Below are 18,397 nucleotides of genomic sequence, written 5' to 3' on the forward strand. Positions count from 1 at the left end.
TTCTCGTGATCGCCCATGCCCCGGGAGCCCACATGGCGGACACCCTTCAGCAGTTGCTTCGCGAACGCGCCGACCAGGACACCGTCGCCGTCAAGTACGGCGAGGCGACCTTGACCTGGCGAGAGTACGTCGCCGGAGCCCGGGCGCAGGCCGCCGCCCTGATCGGCCAGGCCGACCCGATGCGGCCGCTGCACGTGGGCACGCTGCTGGGCAACACCCCGGACATGCTCACGGCGCTGGCTGCCGCGGCCCTGGGCGGCTACGTGCTGTGCGGCATCAACAACACCCGTCGCGGTGCGGCGCTCGCCCGCGACATCGCCCGCGTCGAATGCCAGATCGTGCTCGTCGACGCCCAGCACCGCGACCTGCTCGACGGCCTCAGCCTGCCCGGCGTCACCATCGTCGACGTCACCGCGACCGAGTGGCCGCAGCAGGATCTGACCCCGCATCGTGAAGTCGGGCCCGACGACACCTTCATGATGATCTTCACCTCCGGCACCAGCGGTGAGCCCAAGGCCGTCGAGGTGGCGCACTCCATCGTGCTGTTCTCCGCGGCGGCACTCGTGCAGCGCTACGAGCTGACCGAGAAGGACACCTGTTATCTGGCGATGCCGCTGTTCCACTCCAACGGCGTCTACGCCGGCTGGGGCGTCGCGCTCGGTGCCGGCGCGGCGATGGCGCCCGCGCAGTTCTCCGCGTCGGGTTTCCTCCCGGATATCCGCCGCTACGGCGCGACCTACATGAACTACGTCGGTAAGCCGCTGGCCTACATCCTGGCCACCGCCGAGCAGCCCGACGACCGCGACAACCCGCTGCGGGTGGCGTTCGGCAACGAGGCCGCCGACCGCGACATCGACGAGTTCAGCCGCCGCTTCGGCTGCAGCGTGTGGGACGGCTTCGGTTCGACCGAGCTCGCGATCATCATCACCCGTTCCGAGGGGACCCCGGCCGGCAGCGTCGGCAAGGGTTTCCCGGGCGTCGCCGTCTACGACCCGGAGACCGTCCAGGAGTGCGAGGTGGCCCGCTTCGACGAGACCGGCGCGCTGATCAATGCCGAGGCGGCCACCGGCGAGCTGGTGAACACCAACGGCAGCGGCATGTTCCGCGGCTACCACAACGACCAGGGTGCGACGGACGAACGGCTGCGGCACGGCATGTACTGGTCGGGGGACCTGGCCTACCGCGACGCCGACGGCTGGATCTACCTCGCGGGCCGCACCGCCGACTGGATGCGCGTGGACGGAGAGAACATCACGGCGGCGCCCATCGAACGAATCCTGTTGCGGCACCCGGTGATCAGCCGCGTCGCGGTCTACCCGGTGCCCGACGAGTTCGTCGGCGACCAGGTGATGGCCGCCATGGTGCTGCGCGACGGCCAGGCCCTCGACCCGACGGCGTTCGCGGAATTCCTGGCCGCGCAGCCGGACCTGTCCCCGAAGTCCTGGCCGCGGTACGTCTGGATCGCCGACGACCTGCCCAGCACCGCGACCAACAAGATTCTCAAGCGGGAACTGGTTGCGTTGGGCACCGATCCGGCCTGCCGGGTGCTGTGGAAACGCGACGGCACGGAGTACGCGCCACTCGCCGAAAACTGATTTCGGCGATCGTGTCCCCACATTGGGTCCCCGTTCGTCTCACTGCTGTTGGACGATCAACCCAAAAGGAGACACCGATGAAATACGCAACGCTGATCTACACCCGTCCCGGTAGCCACGACGCCGAGCTCACCGAAGACGAGCAGGCCGCGCTGAGCGCGGAGTACATGGCCATGCGGTTCGAGCCGCAGTGCGTGGGCGGCGGCCACCTGCAGCCCGTCGAGACGGCCACCACCTTGCGGGGTGACGGCCTGATCACCGACGGCCCGTACGCCGACACCAAAGAGGTGTTCGCCGGCTACTTCGTCATCGAAGCCGACAATCTCGACCAGGCCCTGGAATGGGCGAAGCGGATTCCGGCGGTGCGCCTCGGCGGGGCCGTAGAAGTTCGTCCGCTGGTCGAGTTGCCGGGGGAGTTGGCCCACTGATCGAGGCGATCTTCCAGCGCGAGTGGGGCCGGGTCCTGGCCGCGCTCATCGGCATCCTCGGCGATTTCGAACTCGCCGAGGATGCCGCGCAGGAGGCATTCGTCCGCGCTGCCGAGCGGTGGGCCCGCGACGGTGTGCCCGATGCGCCGGTGGCCTGGCTGGTGCGGACCGGCCGCAACGTGGCGATCGACCGGTTGCGCCGCGAGCAGACGCTGCGCGCCAAAACCCGGCTGCTCCACGCCGATCAACAGGCAATCACCATGGACGACATCGACCTCGATGACAGCACCATCGGCGACGACCGGCTGCAGCTGATCTTCATGCGCTGCCATCCGGCCCTGGCGCGCGACGCCCAGGTGGCGCTCACGCTGCGGGCGCTCGGCGGGCTGACCACTGCCGAGATCGGGCGGGCATTCCTGGTCTCCGAGGACACCATGAAGCGTCGCCTGTCCCGCGCCAAGGCCAAGATCAAGGCGACGAACATCCCTTTCGCCCTGCCGGCCGACCGGTTGCTGCCCGACCGCGTGACGACGGTGCTGGCGGTGATCTACCTGATCTTCAACCAGGGCTTCACCGAGCGCGATGATCTCGCCGCCGAAGCGATCCGCCTCGGCCGTCTCCTCGCCGACCTCTTGGCCGACGAACCCGAGGCCTACGGGTTGCTGGCCTTGATGCTGCTGCACGATTCGCGGCGCGCGGCCCGTGTGGTCGACGGCCGGGTGGTGCCCCTCGCCGAGCAGGACCGCACGCGCTACGACCAGGCCAAGGTCGACGCCGGACGAGCCGCGCTGGACCGCGCGCTGGCCCTGCGGCCGGCCGCCGGGCCGTACGTCCTGCAGGCCGCCATCGCCTCACTGCAGGCCGACGAAGAGATCGACTGGCACGAGGTCGTGGTCCTGTACGAGCGGCTCGAAGCGCTCACCGGATCGCCGGTGGTGGCGCTCAATCGTGCGGTGGCTGTCGCCGAGGCCGGCGATCCCGCAAGGGCCCTGGAGGTCATCGACGCCCTTGACCTGGGCGATTATCGCTATCTGCCGTCAACCCGGGCGGAATTGCTGCGTCGCTTGGGCCGCACCGGAGAGGCGCGGACCGCCTTCGGGCGCGCGCTGGCATTGGCGACGACCGAACCGGAGCGACGATTTCTGGAGCGTCGCCTCGCCGAGCTGGGGCAGCGCGGTGCCGAGGAATAGTCGCCGGCCCGGACGCGTTTAGGACCTTGGCGGCTGACCTGGCATAATCGACCGCCGAACCCCCTCGGCTCCGGTTCACGTCCGAATTCTCGGGCGACCCGGCGCCATCGATCACAGAGGACCATGAAATGAAATCGGGTATTCACCCCGCATACGTCGAGACCACCGTGGTCTGCGGTTGCGGCAACAGCTTCCAGACTCGTAGCACCAAGGAAAGCGGCCACATCGTGGTCGAGGTGTGCTCGCAGTGCCACCCGTTCTACACGGGCAAGCAGAAGCTTCTCGACACCGGCGGCCGCGTGGCCCGCTTCGAGAAGCGGTACGGCAAGCGCAACGCCGGCTCGAAGGCCGCGTCCGAGAGCTAGCTTCGTCAACGGCGCCCGATCTGTCGCATTCGCGTCAGGTCCGGGCGCCGTTTTCGTATCCAGCATCCGGCACCCCAGAACAACCGCAGGAGTCCGAAAGTGGCACAGACCGATACCGCGCCCCGCATCGAGGCACTGCTGGCCGAGCACGCCGATCTCGAGCGGCAGCTGGGGGACCCGAACCTGCACGCCGACGCCGGCGCCGCCCGCAAGGTCGGTCGCCGGTTCGCGCAGGTGTCGCCGATCGTCGTCACCTACCGCAAGCTCGAGGCCGCCCGGGGTGACCTCGAGGCGGCCCGTGAGCTGGCCGCCGAGGACGCCGCGTTCGCCGCGGAGGTGCCCGAGTTGGAGGCCCGCGTCGCCGAGCTCGACGCCAAGCTGACCGACCTGCTGGCCCCGCGCGACCCGCACGACGCCGACGACGTCGTCCTCGAGGTGAAGTCCGGTGAGGGCGGCGAGGAGTCGGCGCTGTTCGCCGCCGACCTCGCGCGCATGTACATCCGGTACGCCGAGCGCCATGGCTGGACCGTCACCGTGCTCGACGAGACCTGGTCGGACCTGGGCGGCTACAAGGACGCCACCATCACGATCGCCAGCAAGGGCGATTCGGCCGACGGCGTGTGGTCGCGCATGAAGTTCGAGGGCGGTGTGCACCGCGTGCAGCGCGTGCCCGTCACCGAATCGCAGGGCCGCGTGCACACCTCGGCCGCCGGCGTCCTCGTCTACCCGGAGCCCGAAGACGTCGAGCAGGTGCAGATCGACGAATCGGACCTGCGGATCGATGTCTACCGTTCGTCCGGCAAGGGCGGTCAGGGCGTCAACACCACCGACTCGGCGGTGCGCATCACGCACCTGCCCACCGGCATCGTCGTGACCTGCCAGAACGAACGCTCGCAGCTGCAGAACAAGGCCCGCGCCATGGTGGTGCTCGCCGCGCGTCTGCAGGCGCTGGCCGAGGAGCAGGCGTCCGCCGACGCCTCCGCGGACCGCGCCAGCCAGATCCGCACCGTCGACCGCAGCGAGCGCATCCGGACCTACAACTTCCCGGAGAACCGGATCGCCGACCACCGCATCAACTTCAAGGCCCACAACCTCGACCAGGTGCTCGACGGCGACATGGACGCGCTGCTCGACGCCCTCGCGGCCGCCGACAAGCAGGCCCGGCTCGCCGAGGGTGAATAGCATCCGGCAGGCGCTCGACGAGGCCACCGCGACGTTGGCTGCGGCGGGCATCGATTCCGCCCGCGTCGACGCCGAGTACCTGGCGGCGCACATCGCCGGAGTCGATCGGGCCCGGCTGCTGTTCGTCGAGCCGGACCCGACGTTCTTCGCCGGCTATGGCGACCTCATCGCGCGTCGCGCACAACGAATTCCCTTGCAGCACTTGATCGGAACCGCGGCATTCGGTCCGGTGGAAGTGCACGTCGGTCCGGGGGTGTTCATTCCCCGGCCGGAGACCGAGGCCCTGCTGGAGTGGGCCATGAACCAGCCGTTGCCGCCGAGCCCGGTGATCGTGGACCTGTGCACGGGCTCGGGAGCGCTGGCCCTGGCGCTGGCGCACACCTGGCCGCAGGCGCAGGTCGTGGCCGTCGAGAAGTCACCGGAGGCGTTGGCCTATGCCCGGCGCAACTGCGCCGGCAGCGCCGTCGAGGTGCTGGAAGCCGACGTCACCGTTCCCAGCCTGCTGTCAGACAGGACCGGCACAGTGGACCTGCTGGTGTCCAACCCGCCGTACATCCCGGACGGCGCCGATCTCGACCCCGAAGTCATCGACCACGACCCGGCCGGCGCCCTGTTCGGCGGGCCCGACGGCATGTCCGTCATCGTGCCGATCATCGCGCTGGCGGCCCGGTTGCTGCGTCCCGGCGGCAAGTTGGGCATCGAACACGACGACACCACAGCCGATCAGGTGGTGGCCGCCTTGGACCGCGACGGTACGTTCGGTGACATCACCGCGCGGCGCGACCTGACCGGGCGGCCCCGGTTCGTCACCGCGACCCGACGGTAAAACGGGTCATGGCAACCGACGAAACGCTTGCGTGAGGAGTGATGGATGGAGACGTTCGACTGCGGTGATGCGGCCAAGCGCGCCACCGGGATCGCCTCGGCTATCAGTGCGCTCAAGGGCGGCCGCCTGGTCGTGCTGCCCACCGACACCGTCTACGGCCTGGGTGCCGACGCCTTCAACAGCGAGGCCGTCGCGGCGCTGCTCGCTGCGAAGGGGAGGGGCCGCAACATGCCGGTCCCGGTGCTCGTCGGTTCCTGGCGCACCATCGACGGGCTCGTCTACGCCGTGCCCCCGGCGGCCCGGGACCTGATCGAGGCGTTCTGGCCCGGCGCGTTGAGCCTGGTCGTGCGGCAGGCCCCGTCGCTGTCGTGGGACCTCGGTGACACCAACGGCAGCGTCATGCTGCGCATGCCCTTGCACCCGGTGGCCATCGAGCTGCTGCGTGAGGTCGGCCCCATGGCGGTGTCCAGCGCCAACATCTCGGGCCAACCGCCCGCGGTCAACGCCGACGAGGCGCGGGCACAGCTGGGCGACAAGGTCGAGGTCTACCTGGACGCGGGACCGGCGACCAAGCAGGCCGCGTCCACGATCGTCGACCTGACCGGCGCGACGCCGCGGGTGCTGCGGGAGGGCCCGATCTCGCTCGTGCAGATCGCTGAAGTGCTCGGAGTCGAAGCGGAGTCCCTGACCGGCGAGGTGTCGTGACCGTAGTTGCCGACGCAGGCCGGCTGCTCGCGCAGATCGACCGGGGCACCGGGGTTCCCCTCCGGGAGCTCGTGCTGGTCGGTCTGACCGCGGCGATCATCACCTACTTCGCCACGGGCTGGGTGCGGGCGCTGGCGTTCCGGTTCGGCGCCGTGGCCTATCCGCGCGAACGCGACGTCCACGTCCAGCCGGTCCCGCGGATGGGCGGGCTGGCCATGTACATCGGGGTGGCGGCCGCCGTCCTGCTGGCGTCCCAATTGCCCGCACTGACCCGAGGTTTCGTCTATTCGTCCGGTATGCCCGCGGTGGTGGTGGCGGGCGGCCTGATCATGCTGATCGGCCTGATCGACGACCGCTGGGGCCTGGACGCCCTGACGAAGTTCGCCGGCCAGATCACCGCAGCCAGCGTCCTGGTCACCATGGGCGTCGCGTGGAGTGTGCTGTACATCCCGATCGGCGGTGTCGGCACCATCGTGCTGGACCAGGCGTCGTCGATCCTGCTGACCCTGGCGCTGACGGTGTCGATCGTCAACGCGATGAACTTCGTCGACGGCCTCGACGGTCTGGCCGCCGGGCTGGGACTCATCACCGCGTCGGCCATCTGCATCTTCTCGGTCGCGCTGCTGCGCGACCACGGCGGTGACGTGCTGTTCTACCCGCCCGCCGTCATCTCCGTGGTGCTCGCCGGCGCGTGCCTGGGCTTCCTGCCGCACAACTTCCACCCGGCCCGCATCTTCATGGGCGACTCCGGGTCCATGCTCATCGGCCTGATGCTGGCGGCGGCGTCGACCACCGCGGCGGGCCCGATCTCGCAGAACGCCTACGGCGCGCGCGACGTGTTTGCTTTGCTGTCGCCATTCCTGTTGGTCGTTGCGGTGATGTTCGTACCGGCCCTCGACATGCTGCTGGCCATCGTGCGCCGCACCCGTGCCGGACTCAGCCCGTTCAGTCCCGACAAGATGCATCTGCACCACCGGCTGCTGCAGATCGGTCACTCGCACCGACGCGTCGTGCTGTTGATCTACCTATGGGTGGGCATCGTGGCGCTGGGGGCTGCCAGCACCATTTTCTTCGACCCGCGGTACACCGGTGCGGTGATGCTCGGGGCCATCCTGCTGGCCGCCATCTTCACCCTGATTCCGCTCCTGCGGCGGCGCGATGACCTGCCAGAAGGCGAGTACGACAAAAAGTAGTAGGTGCCCGTTTTCGGGTGCTCACCATGTGGTACGGTTCTGGCAGAACCCGAAAAACCTCGCGGGTTGCCGGCCCGGCCCATCGGTTCACACAAGCCGATCGGCGCCGAATGACGACCGACAAAGGGAGCTTCCCCTTGGGTGATTCCAGTGTGCCCGACGCGCTCGATGTGACCTTCGATACGCTCTGTGGGCACGCACACAGGATTGCCAGGTATATGGGGACGGCACTCGTGACCGCGGGATTGAGGTGAACACCATGACGACACCAGCGCAGGACGCGCCTTTGGTGTTGCCGGCAGTGGCTTTTCAGCCCGTGCGTTTGTTTGCTATCTCGCTCCTCGTGACAGCCATCGCACTCGGTGGCGGCTACGCAGTGAGCGGCAATCTGAAGTTCGGCGCCTTCTTCGGTCTGGGGATGGCGCTCGGTCTGGCCAACGCCATGATGGTCCGTCGCGCGGTTGCCAAGGTCACCGCCAAGGACCACCCCCTGAAGATGCAGATGGCCGCCAACTCCGCCATGCGGTTGGTCGCCATCTCGGTGATCGCCCTGCTGATCACGTGGTTCTTCAAGCCAACCGGTATCGGCGTGCTGTTCGGGGTGGCATTGTTCCAGGCGATTCTTGTCATGAGCACCGCATTGCCGGTGATGAAGAAGGTCCGCGCCGGCCAACGTAACGGTGGCGGCGGCGACCAACCAGAAGCACACGACGGATCAGAAGCAAAGGACTGACGACCCAAGTGATTCAACAATTCACCGCCGAGGCCGCCATCGAGGTCGGCCACCACGAGCAGCACGAGCTGTGGGGCTACACCTTCAACGTCGACACGATCATCGCCACCAGCGTGGCCGCGGTCATCGTCATCGCGCTGGCGTTCTTCGTGAAGGCCAAGGTGACCTCCACCGGTGTGCCGGGCGGTGTGCAGCTGTTCTTCGAGGCCATCACCATCCAGATGCGCCAGCAGATCGAGACCGCGATCGGTATGAAGATCGCGCCGTTCGTGCTCCCGCTGGCCGTCACGATCTTCACCTTCATCCTGATCTCCAACTGGCTGTCGGTCCTGCCGGTGCAGTTCGGTGGGGAAGACGGTGGCGCGAAGGAACTGCTGGCCCCGCCGGCCTCGGACATCAACTACGTGTTGGCGCTCGCGCTGTTCGTGTTCCTCTGCTACCACGCTGCGGGCATCTGGCGCCGGGGCGTCTTCGGCCACTTCAAGAAGCTGCTGAAGGGCCACGTCGCGGTCCTGGCGCCGATCAACATCGTCGAGGAGATCGCCAAGCCGGTCTCGCTGTCTCTCCGACTCTTCGGCAACATGTTCGCCGGCGGCATCCTGGTCGCGCTGATCGCGATGTTCCCGTGGTACGTGCAGTGGGCGCCGAACGCCATCTGGAAGACCTTCGACCTGTTCGTCGGCCTCATCCAGGCGTTCATCTTCGCGCTGCTGACGATCCTGTACTTCAGCCAGTCGATGGAACTCGACGAGCACCACTGAGTACCCGCAAGACCTGTAGGAACCACAAATAAGACCCTGGTAGCGCAGCTACCAGTTACCAAGGAGGAAAAAGAGAATGGCCGACGCAGCAACGAACGCCACTATCATCCAGGGCGCCCTCATCGGCGGTGGCTTGATCATGGCCGGTGGCGCCATCGGTGCCGGTATCGGTGACGGTATCGCCGGTAACGCGCTGATCTCGGGCATCGCCCGTCAGCCGGAGGCCCAGGGCCGCCTGTTCACCCCGTTCTTCATCACCGTCGGTCTGGTGGAAGCCGCGTACTTCATCAACCTGGCCTTCATGGCGCTCTTCGTGTTCGCCACCCCGGGCCTGTCGTAATCCGTCGACATGGGTGAATTGAGCGCAACCATCCTGGCCTCGGGCCAGGCAGCAGCGGAAGGCGGCGGGGGTCAGAACTTCCTGATCCCCAACGCGACCTTCTTCGTCGTGCTGATCATCTTCCTGATCGTGCTCGGCGTGATCGGCAAGTGGGTTGTGCCACCGATCAGCAAGGTCTTGGTCGAACGCGAGGAAATGCTGGCCAAGACCGCTGCTGACAACCGGAAGTCGGCTGAGCAGGTGGCCGCCGCAGAGGCGGACTACAACGCGGCGATGGCGAGCGCTCGCACGGAGGCTTCGGCCATCCGTGACGAGGCCCGCAACGAGGGCCGCAAGGTCGTCGACCAGGCGCGTGCAGCGGCGAGTGGTGAGGTGGCCGAAACCCTCAAGGGTGCCGACCAGGCACTGTCCGCACAGCGGCAGTCCACACAGACCGAACTGCAGTCGTCGGTCGACAACCTGTCCCAGACGCTGGCGAGCCGCATTCTCGGCGTCGAGTTGGCGGCTGACGTGAAATCAGGCGGGAGCCAGTAGATGGAAATCTTCATCGGGCAGCTGATCGGCTTTGCCGTCATCGTGGCCATCATCTGGAAGTACGTGGTACCTCCGGTGAAGGGCATGATGGCCAAGCAGCAGGAGGCCGTTCGCGTCGCGCTGGCCGAAAGTGCCGAAGCCGCACAGAAACTCGCCGACGCCGACAAGATGCACGCCAAGGCTCTTGCCGACGCGAAGGCCGAGTCGGCCAAAGTGACCGACGAGGCCCGGCACGATTCGCAGCGCATCGTGGAGCAGCTCACCGAGCAGGCCGCCATCGACGCCGAGCGGATCAAGGCACAGGGCGGCCAGCACGTCGAGCTGATGCGTCAGGGCGTCATCCGCGAGCTCCGTCAGGAGCTGGGCGCGGAATCCGTCGCCAAGGCCGACGAGCTGGTGCGGCGCTACGTCGCCGAGCCCGGCGCGCAGGCCGGCACCGTCGACCGCTTCCTCGACGATCTCGAGCAGATGGCCCCGTCCTCGGCCGAGGTCGGTACCCACGCCGAGGTGAAGCTGCGGGCCGCGAGCCGGGAATCACTGACCGCGCTGGTCGAGAAGTTCGACGCGACCGCCAACGGCCTGGATGCGGCCGCGCTGACCGCGCTCGCCGATGATCTGGCCGCCGTCGCCCGCCTGCTGCTGACCGAGGTCAACCTCGGCCGGCACCTGGCCGAGCCCGCCGACAACCCGGCCCCCAAGGTCGCTCTGCTGGACGCGGTGCTGTCCGGCAAGATCGGCGCCAACGCACTGGAGCTGCTGCGTTCCGCGGTGTCTTCGCGGTGGTCGGAGCAGTCCGACCTGGTCGACGCCGTCGAGCACGTCGCTCGCCTGGCACTGATCAAGCGGGCCGAGGTCAGCGGTGACGTCGCCGAGGTCGAGGATCAGCTGTTCCGGTTCAGCCGTGTGCTGGACGCGCAGCCGCGCCTCTCGACGCTGCTCGGTGACTACGGCACCCCGGTCGACGGCCGAGTTGCCTTGCTGGACAAGGTCCTCACCGGTGCCAACGGCTCGGTCAACAGCACCGTCAAGGCGCTGCTGACGCAGACCGTGAGCCTGCTGCGCGGTGAGCGTGCCGACCAGGCCGTCCTTGATCTGGCCGAGCTGGCAGTCGCCCGCCGCGGCGAGGTGGTTGCCCACGTCGAAGCGGCCGCAGCCCTGTCGGATGCCCAGCGCACCCGACTGACGTCGGTCCTGACCCGCATCTACGGTCACCCGGTGTCCGTCCAGCTGCATGTCGACCCGAGCCTCCTCGGTGGTCTGACCATCACCGTCGGCGACGAGGTGATCGACGGCTCCATCTCGTCACGACTGGCCGCCGCCTCCAACCGGCTGCCCGACTAACTCCGAAACACCCAAGACTAGGAAGACCAAAAACCATGGCAGAGTTGACAATCTCGGCTGCTGATATCGAAGGTGCCATCGAGAACTACGTAACGACGTTCTCGGCCTCGACCGATCGTGAAGAGATCGGCACTGTCGTCGACGCCGGTGACGGCATCGCACACGTCGAGGGTCTGCCCTCGGTCATGACCCAGGAACTCCTCGAGTTCCCCGGCGGTGTTCTGGGCGTGGCCCTGAACCTCGACGAGCACAGCGTCGGTGCGGTCATCTTGGGTGAGTTCGAGAAGATCGAAGAGGGCCAGCAGGTCAAGCGCACCGGCGAGGTGCTCTCGGTGCCGGTCGGCGACGAGTTCCTGGGCCGCGTCATCAACCCGCTGGGTGAGCCGATCGACGGCCAGGGCGAGATCAAGGCCGAGACCCGTCGTGCCCTCGAGCTGCAGGCCCCGACCGTCGTTCAGCGTCAGAGCGTCAGCGAGCCGCTGCAGACCGGTATCAAGGCCATCGACGCCATGACCCCGATCGGCCGCGGCCAGCGTCAGCTGATCATCGGTGACCGCAAGACCGGCAAGACCGCCGTGTGCGTCGACACCATCCTGAACCAGCGCGAGGCCTGGGAGACCGGCGACCCGAAGCAGCAGGTGCGCTGCGTCTACGTCGCGATCGGCCAGAAGGGCACCACCATCGCCAGCGTGAAGCGCGCGCTGGAAGAGGGCGGCGCCATGGAGTACACGACCATCGTCGCGGCTCCCGCCTCTGACCCCGCCGGCTTCAAGTGGCTGGCCCCGTACACCGGCTCGGCCATCGGTCAGCACTGGATGTACAACGGCAAGCACGTCCTGATCGTGTTCGACGACCTGTCCAAGCAGGCCGACGCCTACCGCGCCATCTCGCTGCTGCTGCGTCGCCCGCCGGGCCGCGAGGCGTTCCCGGGTGACGTCTTCTACCTGCACTCGCGTCTGCTGGAGCGTTGCGCGAAGCTGTCCGACGAGCTCGGTGGCGGTTCGATGACGGGTCTGCCGGTCATCGAGACCAAGGCCAACGACATCTCGGCGTTCATCCCGACCAACGTCATCTCGATCACCGACGGTCAGTGCTTCCTGGAGTCCGACCTGTTCAACCAGGGTGTCCGCCCGGCCGTGAACGTCGGTGTGTCGGTGTCCCGCGTCGGTGGTGCCGCCCAGATCAAGGCGATGAAGGAAGTTGCCGGCTCGCTGCGTCTGGACCTGTCGCAGTACCGCGAGCTGGAGGCCTTCGCGGCCTTCGCCTCGGACCTGGACGCCGCTTCGAAGGCTCAGCTGGACCGCGGTGTGCGCCTGGTCGAGCTGCTGAAGCAGCCGCAGTACAGCCCGCTGGCCGTCGAGGACCAGGTCATCGAGATCTTCCTCGGTACCCAGGGCCACCTGGATTCGGTTCCGGCCGAAGACGTTTCGCGCTTCTCGTCCGAACTGCTGGAGCACGTGAAGGCCAGCCACGCCGACATCCTCACCGGGATCAAGGAGACCAAGAAGCTCTCCGAGGAGAACGAGGAGAAGCTGGTCTCGGTCATCAACGAGTTCAAGAAGGGCTTCGCCGCCTCCGACGGCAGCTCGGTCGTTGTCAAGGAAGCCGAGGCCGAGGCCCTGGATCCTGCTGAGCTCGGCCAGGAGTCGGTCAAGGTCAACAAGCCGGCACCGAAGAAGGCCTAGGTAACCAATGGCAGCCACACTGCGCGAGCTACGCGGACGTATCAAATCCGCCTCGTCGATCAAGAAGATCACGAAGGCGCAGGAGCTGATCGCCACGTCGCGGATCGCCAAGGCGCAGGCCCGGGTTGATGCAGCCCGGCCCTACGCCACCGAGATCACCAACATGCTCACCGAGCTTGCGGGGGCCAGCGCGCTGGACCACCCGCTGCTCGTGGAGCGGGAGAACCCGCGGCGTGCCGGGGTCCTGGTGGTGTCGTCCGACCGCGGCCTGTGCGGCGGTTACAACGCCAACGTGCTGCGTCGGGCCGAGGAACTGTTCACGTTGCTGCGCAACGAGGGCAAGGAGCCGGTGCTGTACGTCGTCGGCCGAAAGGCCTTGGGGTACTACAGCTTCCGTCAGCGCGCCGTCGCCGAGTCCTGGACCGGCTTCTCGGAGCGTCCGGAGTACGCCAACGCCAAGGAGATCGCCGACACCCTGGTGACGGCGTTCATGGCGGGTGCGGACGACGAGGGTGACGAACCGGGTGCCGACGGCGTCCTGGGCGTCGACGAACTGCACATCGTGTCGACCGAGTTCAGGTCGATGCTGTCGCAGACGGCCGAGGCCGTGCGGATCGCCCCGCTGGCCGTCGAGTACACGGGAGAGCCGACCGAGGTCCACACCCTGTACTCGTTCGAGCCGAGTGCGGACGTGCTGTTCGACGCGTTGCTCCCGCGCTACATCGCGACCCGTGTCTACGCGGCACTGCTTGAGGCCGCGGCCTCGGAGTCGGCTTCGCGTCGACGCGCCATGAAGTCGGCAACGGACAACGCCGACGACCTGATCAAGGCCCTGACCCTCGCCGCGAACCGCGAGCGCCAGGCCCAGATCACCCAGGAAATCAGCGAAATCGTCGGTGGCGCCAACGCGCTGGCCGACGCGAAATAGGCCCCGTAGGAAGCGAAGAGAGATATGACTTCTGCCGTAGAGACCAAGACCACTGGTCGCGTGGTTCGCATCACCGGCCCGGTGGTGGACATCGAATTCCCGCGTGGCTCTGTGCCCGAGCTGTTCAACGCTCTGCACGCCGACATCACCTTCGGTGCGCTGGCCAAGACCCTGACCCTCGAGGTCGCCCAGCACCTCGGTGACAACCTGGTGCGCTGCATCTCGATGCAGCCGACCGACGGCCTGGTGCGTGGCACCGACGTCCGCGACACCGGCGCCTCCATCTCGGTGCCCGTCGGCGACGGCGTCAAGGGCCACGTGTTCAACGCCCTGGGTGACTGCCTCGACGAGCCGGGTTACGGCAAGGAGTTCGAGCACTGGTCCATCCACCGCAAGCCGCCGGCCTTCGCCGACCTGGAGCCCCGCACCGAGATGCTGGAGACCGGTCTGAAGGTCGTCGACCTCCTGACCCCGTACGTGCGCGGTGGCAAGATCGCCCTGTTCGGTGGTGCCGGTGTCGGTAAGACGGTTCTGATCCAGGAGATGATCAACCGTATTGCCCGCAACTTCGGTGGTACCTCGGTGTTCGCCGGTGTCGGTGAGCGCACCCGTGAGGGCAACGACCTGTGGGTCGAGCTCGCGGACGCCAACGTGCTCAAGGACACCGCGCTGGTGTTCGGCCAGATGGACGAGCCGCCAGGCACCCGTATGCGCGTCGCCCTGTCGGCCCTGACCATGGCCGAGTACTTCCGCGACGAGCAGAACCAGGACGTGCTGCTCTTCATCGACAACATCTTCCGGTTCACCCAGGCCGGTTCCGAGGTCTCGACCCTGCTGGGTCGTATGCCTTCGGCCGTGGGTTACCAGCCGACGCTGGCCGACGAGATGGGTGAGCTCCAGGAGCGCATCACCTCGACCCGTGGTCGTTCGATCACCTCGATGCAGGCCGTGTACGTGCCCGCCGACGACTACACCGACCCGGCCCCGGCCACCACGTTCGCCCACCTGGATGCCACCACCGAGCTTTCTCGTGCGGTGTTCTCCAAGGGCATCTTCCCGGCCGTGGACCCGCTGGCGTCGTCCTCGACGATCCTGCACCCCAGCATCGTCGGCGACGAGCACTACCGGGTTGCGCAGGAAGTCATCCGAATCCTGCAGCGTTACAAGGACCTTCAGGACATCATCGCCATCCTCGGTATCGATGAACTGTCGGAAGAGGACAAGGTGCTGGTGTACCGCGCCCGTAAGATCGAGCGCTTCCTGAGCCAGAACATGATGGCCGCCGAGCAGTTCACCGGCCAGCCGGGTTCGACGGTGCCGCTGAAGGAGACCATCGAGGCGTTCGACCGTCTCGCCAAGGGCGACTTCGACCACCTGCCCGAGCAGGCGTTCTTCCTCATCGGTGGTCTCGACGACCTGGCGAAGAAGGCCGAAAGCCTCGGCGCCAAGCTGTGATCTCCGTAGTTACCCGAGCACGAAAGGTGGTGTGACATGGCCGAAATGGACGTCGAGATCGTCGCCGTCGAGCGCGCGCTGTGGACAGGTAAGGCCACATTCGTCTTCACTCGCACCACCGCCGGTGAGATCGGCATCCTGCCCCGGCACATCCCGTTGGTCGGCCAGCTGGTCGAGGACGCGATGGTCCGGGTCGAGCGTGAGGGCGAGGATGATCTGCGGATCGCCGTGTCCGGTGGGTTCCTCTCGGTAACCGAGGACACCGTGCGGATTCTGGTTGAAGATGCGGCGCTGGAGTCGGAGATCGATGCGCATGCGGCCAAGGCCGATGCCGCGTCCGACGACGAGGCGACCGCTGCGTGGGGCCGGGCGCGTCTGCGCGCCGTAGGCCAGCTCGACTGATACTCCGATGAGCGCGTCCATGTTGATGATGGTCGCGCTCGTCGGCGTGTTGGTGCTGGCTGTTGCCGCACTGAGTTATCGGCTGTGGAAGTTGCGTCAGGTTGGCGGTACTGCCGCCATCCTGCGCGACTACCCAGCTGCCGGCGGCCACGGGTGGCGGCATGGAGTCATGCGCTACCGCGGTGGTGAGGCCGGCTTTTATCGTTTGTCGAGCCTGCGCTGGTGGCCCGACCGGACGCTGTCCCGTCGTGGCCTGGAAGTTGTTGGGCGCCGCGCCCCACGGGGCGACGAATTCGACATCATGACCATCGAAACGGTCATTCTCGAGCTGCGCGACAACAGTCCCGAACGGCGCAACGGTTACGAAATCGCTTTGGACCGTGGGGCTTTGACGGCTTTCACGTCGTGGCTGGAGGCCCGGCCGTCGCCGCGGTCACGCCGCCGCGCGGTCTGAATTCCCCTACTGAGTTCCGGTGTTGTCGGATTGCGGCGTCCCACCGCCGGGCTGCCACAGCACATCGCCATCCGGGTTCGCGACCCGCGACAGGATGAACAGCAGGTCCGACAGCCGATTCAGATATTTCGCCGGCAGGACGCTGACCGAATCGCCGTGTTCCTCGATCGCCTGCCAGGCCGCTCGCTCCGCGCGCCGGACCACGGTTCGGGCCACGTGCAGGTATGCCGACAGGGGAGTGCCGCCGGGCAGGATGAACGACGTGAGCTTCGACAGCGGCTCGTTGAATTCGTCACACCAGGCTTCCAGCCGGTCGATGTACGGCTGGGTGATCCGCAGCGGCGGGTATTCGGGATTCTCGACAACCGGGGTCGACAGATCTGCGCCGGCGTCGAAGAGATCGTTCTGAATCTGCAGGAGTACCAAGCGGATTCGTTCGTCCGGGGCGCCCGCGGCGACCGCGACGCCGATCGCGGCGTTGGCTTCGTCACAGTCCGCGTAGGCGGCCAGGCGCGCATCGTTCTTCGACACCCGGCTGAAATCGCTGAGCCCGGTCGACCCATCGTCACCGGTCCGGGTATAGATGCGGGTCAGGTGCACGGCCATGGGTGAAACCGTACCCGCGGTGACCTGTTCGTTGTCTGACACCGGCCCTCGCCGCTGTTTACACTTAGCCGCGTGAGCGAGCGTTTCGTGGTGACCGGGGGTAGCCGGTTGTCCGGCGAAGTTGCCGTGGGGGGCGCGAAGAACAGCGTGCTCAAGCTGATGGCCGCGGCGTTGTTGGCCGAGGGCACGACCACGATCACCAACTGTCCGGACATCCTGGATGTGCCATTGATGGCGGAGGTGCTCCGCGGTCTCGGGGCGACCGTCGAGCTCGAAGGCGATGTTGCCCGAATCACGTCGCCCGACGAGCCGAAGTACGACGCGGACTTCGCCGCGGTCCGGCAGTTCCGCGCCTCGGTGTGTGTGCTCGGCCCATTGGTGGGGCGCTGCAAGAAGGCGAAAGTCGCGCTGCCCGGCGGTGACGCGATCGGTTCGCGGCCCCTCGACATGCACCAATCCGGTCTGCGGCAGCTCGGCGCGCGATGCAACATCGAGCACGGCTGCGTGGTCGCCGAGGCGGACCACCTGCGTGGCGCCGAGATTCAGCTCGAGTTCCCGTCAGTGGGTGCGACCGAGAACATCCTGATGGCGGCCGTGCTCGCCGAGGGTGTGACGGTCATCCACAACGCCGCGCGGGAACCGGACATCGTCGATATCTGCGACATGTTGAACCAGATGGGTGCCAAGGTCAGTGGGGGCGGGACCTCGACTCTGACCATCACCGGCGTGGACAAGCTGCATCCGACCGAGCACCGGGTGATCGGTGACCGGATTGTGGCCGCGACCTGGGGAATTGCGGCGGCGATGACGCGCGGTGACGTCGCCGTCACTGGGGTGGACCCGCAACACCTGCAGCTGGTGCTGCACAAACTTCACGATGCCGGCGCGACCGTCACCCAGCACGACAACGGTTTCCGCGTCGTGCAGTACGAACGGCCGAAGGCCGTGAACGTCGCGACGCTGCCGTATCCGGGATTCCCGACCGACCTGCAGCCGATGGCCATCGGCCTGGCATGCATCGCCGAGGGCACCTCGATGATCACCGAGAACGTGTTCGAAGCACGGTTCCGCTTCGTCGAGGAGATGATCCGCCTGGGGGCCGACGCCCGGACCGACGGACATCACGCGGTGGTCCGCGGAATTCCGCAGTTGTCGAGTGCCCCGGTGTGGGCATCGGATATTCGCGCCGGCGCCGGTTTGGTGTTGGCGGGCTTGGTCGCCGATGGCGACACCGAGGTTCACGACGTTTTCCACATCGATCGCGGGTACCCGTTGTTCGTGGAGAACCTCGTGAGTCTGGGCGCGGAGGTCGAACGGGTCAGTTGACGGGGATTGGCGTGTCGCGCTGACGGTCCCGACGGACCCCTGTGCGACGTGTTTTCGCCCAAAAACCGGCCGTATGCAGGCGTTTTGTAAAATCAAGATCGGCCCGCTAATCTATTCAACGTCAAGAACGAGCGGGGCCGAAAAAGCCCAGAGCAAGAGCTTGACAGCCCGACCAAGAGATAGTAGGTTGGTGGGGTTGCCCGAAAAAGGCGTGTTGTTTGAGAACTCAATAGTGTGTTTGGTGGTTTTTGTTTGTTGTTTTTTGACTGCACCTCGTGTTTTCCCGTTTGTGGGGTGTGGTTGTTTTTTTGATGCCAGTTTTTGGTGTCTTTTGTTTAGGTCAGATTG

General features: G+C 66.8%; 21 protein-coding genes. 19 read left to right on the plus strand and 2 right to left on the minus strand.

Annotated features, from left to right (window positions below; all coding sequences use genetic code 11):
• Positions 1–32: 32 nt before the first annotated feature.
• The 18 genes from fadD1 (at position 33) to ACJH6H_RS27775 (ending at position 16,117) form a co-directional block, all read left to right on the plus strand.
• Positions 33–1,595: a fatty-acid--CoA ligase FadD1 gene (fadD1, locus tag ACJH6H_RS27690; RefSeq protein WP_212812504.1), complete on the plus strand. Its 1,563-nt coding sequence runs from the start codon at positions 33–35 to the stop codon at positions 1,593–1,595.
• Between the two features lie 77 nt (positions 1,596–1,672).
• A complete protein-coding gene (locus tag ACJH6H_RS27695) occupies positions 1,673–2,023 on the plus strand; it encodes a YciI family protein (protein WP_212812503.1) in 351 nt (116 codons plus the stop codon).
• Positions 1,936–3,213: an RNA polymerase sigma factor gene (locus ACJH6H_RS27700; RefSeq protein ID WP_406776219.1), complete on the plus strand. Its 1,278-nt coding sequence runs from the start codon at positions 1,936–1,938 to the stop codon at positions 3,211–3,213. Before ACJH6H_RS27695 ends, ACJH6H_RS27700 begins: the two co-directional genes overlap by 88 nt.
• Positions 3,214–3,341: 128 nt before the next feature.
• Positions 3,342–3,578 carry a 50S ribosomal protein L31 gene (gene rpmE / locus ACJH6H_RS27705; RefSeq protein WP_212812502.1) on the plus strand — a complete coding sequence of 79 codons (237 nt, stop codon included), beginning with the start codon at positions 3,342–3,344 and terminating at the stop codon, positions 3,576–3,578.
• 99 nt (positions 3,579–3,677) lie between these two features.
• Positions 3,678–4,760, plus strand: a complete 1,083-nt coding sequence (gene prfA / locus ACJH6H_RS27710; protein WP_318986528.1) for a peptide chain release factor 1 — start codon at positions 3,678–3,680, stop codon at positions 4,758–4,760.
• Positions 4,753–5,586 carry a peptide chain release factor N(5)-glutamine methyltransferase gene (prmC, locus tag ACJH6H_RS27715; RefSeq protein WP_406776220.1) on the plus strand — a complete coding sequence of 278 codons (834 nt, stop codon included), beginning with the start codon at positions 4,753–4,755 and terminating at the stop codon, positions 5,584–5,586. The genes prfA and prmC overlap by 8 nt, the downstream gene beginning before the upstream one ends.
• 45 nt (positions 5,587–5,631) lie before the next feature.
• Positions 5,632–6,291, plus strand: a complete 660-nt coding sequence (locus ACJH6H_RS27720) for an L-threonylcarbamoyladenylate synthase (RefSeq protein WP_212812500.1) — start codon at positions 5,632–5,634, stop codon at positions 6,289–6,291.
• Positions 6,288–7,484: a glycosyltransferase family 4 protein gene (locus ACJH6H_RS27725; protein WP_406776221.1), complete on the plus strand. Its 1,197-nt coding sequence runs from the start codon at positions 6,288–6,290 to the stop codon at positions 7,482–7,484. Before ACJH6H_RS27720 ends, ACJH6H_RS27725 begins: the two co-directional genes overlap by 4 nt.
• A gap of 259 nt (positions 7,485–7,743) precedes the next feature.
• Entirely contained in the window at positions 7,744–8,217 is a 474-nt protein-coding gene (locus tag ACJH6H_RS27730; RefSeq protein WP_029105839.1) for a hypothetical protein, read from the plus strand.
• 8 nt (positions 8,218–8,225) lie between these two features.
• Positions 8,226–8,978, plus strand: a complete 753-nt coding sequence (atpB, locus tag ACJH6H_RS27735) for a F0F1 ATP synthase subunit A (RefSeq protein ID WP_174814043.1) — start codon at positions 8,226–8,228, stop codon at positions 8,976–8,978.
• A 76-nt stretch (positions 8,979–9,054) separates the two neighbouring features.
• Positions 9,055–9,318, plus strand: coding sequence for a F0F1 ATP synthase subunit C (locus ACJH6H_RS27740; RefSeq protein ID WP_020104130.1), 264 nt, complete (start codon positions 9,055–9,057; stop codon positions 9,316–9,318).
• A gap of 9 nt (positions 9,319–9,327) precedes the next feature.
• Entirely contained in the window at positions 9,328–9,852 is a 525-nt protein-coding gene (locus tag ACJH6H_RS27745) for a F0F1 ATP synthase subunit B (RefSeq protein ID WP_212812499.1), read from the plus strand.
• Complete coding sequence (locus ACJH6H_RS27750) at positions 9,853–11,193, plus strand: F0F1 ATP synthase subunit B/delta (RefSeq protein WP_212812498.1); 1,341 nt, start codon at positions 9,853–9,855, stop codon at positions 11,191–11,193. It begins immediately after the preceding gene.
• A 35-nt stretch (positions 11,194–11,228) separates the two neighbouring features.
• Positions 11,229–12,878, plus strand: a complete 1,650-nt coding sequence (atpA, locus tag ACJH6H_RS27755) for a F0F1 ATP synthase subunit alpha (protein ID WP_212812497.1) — start codon at positions 11,229–11,231, stop codon at positions 12,876–12,878.
• Between the two features lie 7 nt (positions 12,879–12,885).
• A complete protein-coding gene (locus ACJH6H_RS27760) occupies positions 12,886–13,806 on the plus strand; it encodes a F0F1 ATP synthase subunit gamma (RefSeq protein WP_318986524.1) in 921 nt (306 codons plus the stop codon).
• Between the two features lie 24 nt (positions 13,807–13,830).
• Entirely contained in the window at positions 13,831–15,261 is a 1,431-nt protein-coding gene (atpD, locus tag ACJH6H_RS27765) for a F0F1 ATP synthase subunit beta (protein WP_029105840.1), read from the plus strand.
• 36 nt (positions 15,262–15,297) lie between these two features.
• Positions 15,298–15,663, plus strand: a complete 366-nt coding sequence (locus ACJH6H_RS27770) for a F0F1 ATP synthase subunit epsilon (RefSeq protein WP_020104136.1) — start codon at positions 15,298–15,300, stop codon at positions 15,661–15,663.
• 7 nt (positions 15,664–15,670) lie between these two features.
• Entirely contained in the window at positions 15,671–16,117 is a 447-nt protein-coding gene (locus tag ACJH6H_RS27775) for a DUF2550 domain-containing protein (protein ID WP_212812495.1), read from the plus strand.
• A gap of 6 nt (positions 16,118–16,123) precedes the next feature.
• On the opposite strand, the gene ACJH6H_RS27780 is transcribed toward ACJH6H_RS27775, so the two are convergent.
• A complete protein-coding gene (locus tag ACJH6H_RS27780; protein WP_318986523.1) occupies positions 16,124–16,723 on the minus strand; it encodes a cob(I)yrinic acid a,c-diamide adenosyltransferase in 600 nt (199 codons plus the stop codon).
• A 72-nt stretch (positions 16,724–16,795) separates the two neighbouring features.
• On the opposite strand from ACJH6H_RS27780, the gene murA reads away from it, so the two are divergent.
• Positions 16,796–18,049, plus strand: coding sequence for a UDP-N-acetylglucosamine 1-carboxyvinyltransferase (gene murA / locus ACJH6H_RS27785; protein ID WP_060998843.1), 1,254 nt, complete (start codon positions 16,796–16,798; stop codon positions 18,047–18,049).
• A gap of 111 nt (positions 18,050–18,160) precedes the next feature.
• Here murA and ACJH6H_RS27790 read toward each other — a convergent pair.
• Positions 18,161–18,397 (minus strand): hypothetical protein (locus ACJH6H_RS27790; protein ID WP_406776222.1); only part of this gene is annotated, 237 nt, incomplete at its 5' end.

This window comes from Mycobacterium sp. SMC-21 (assembly GCF_045310825.1).
Lineage (GTDB): Bacteria > Actinomycetota > Actinomycetes > Mycobacteriales > Mycobacteriaceae > Mycobacterium.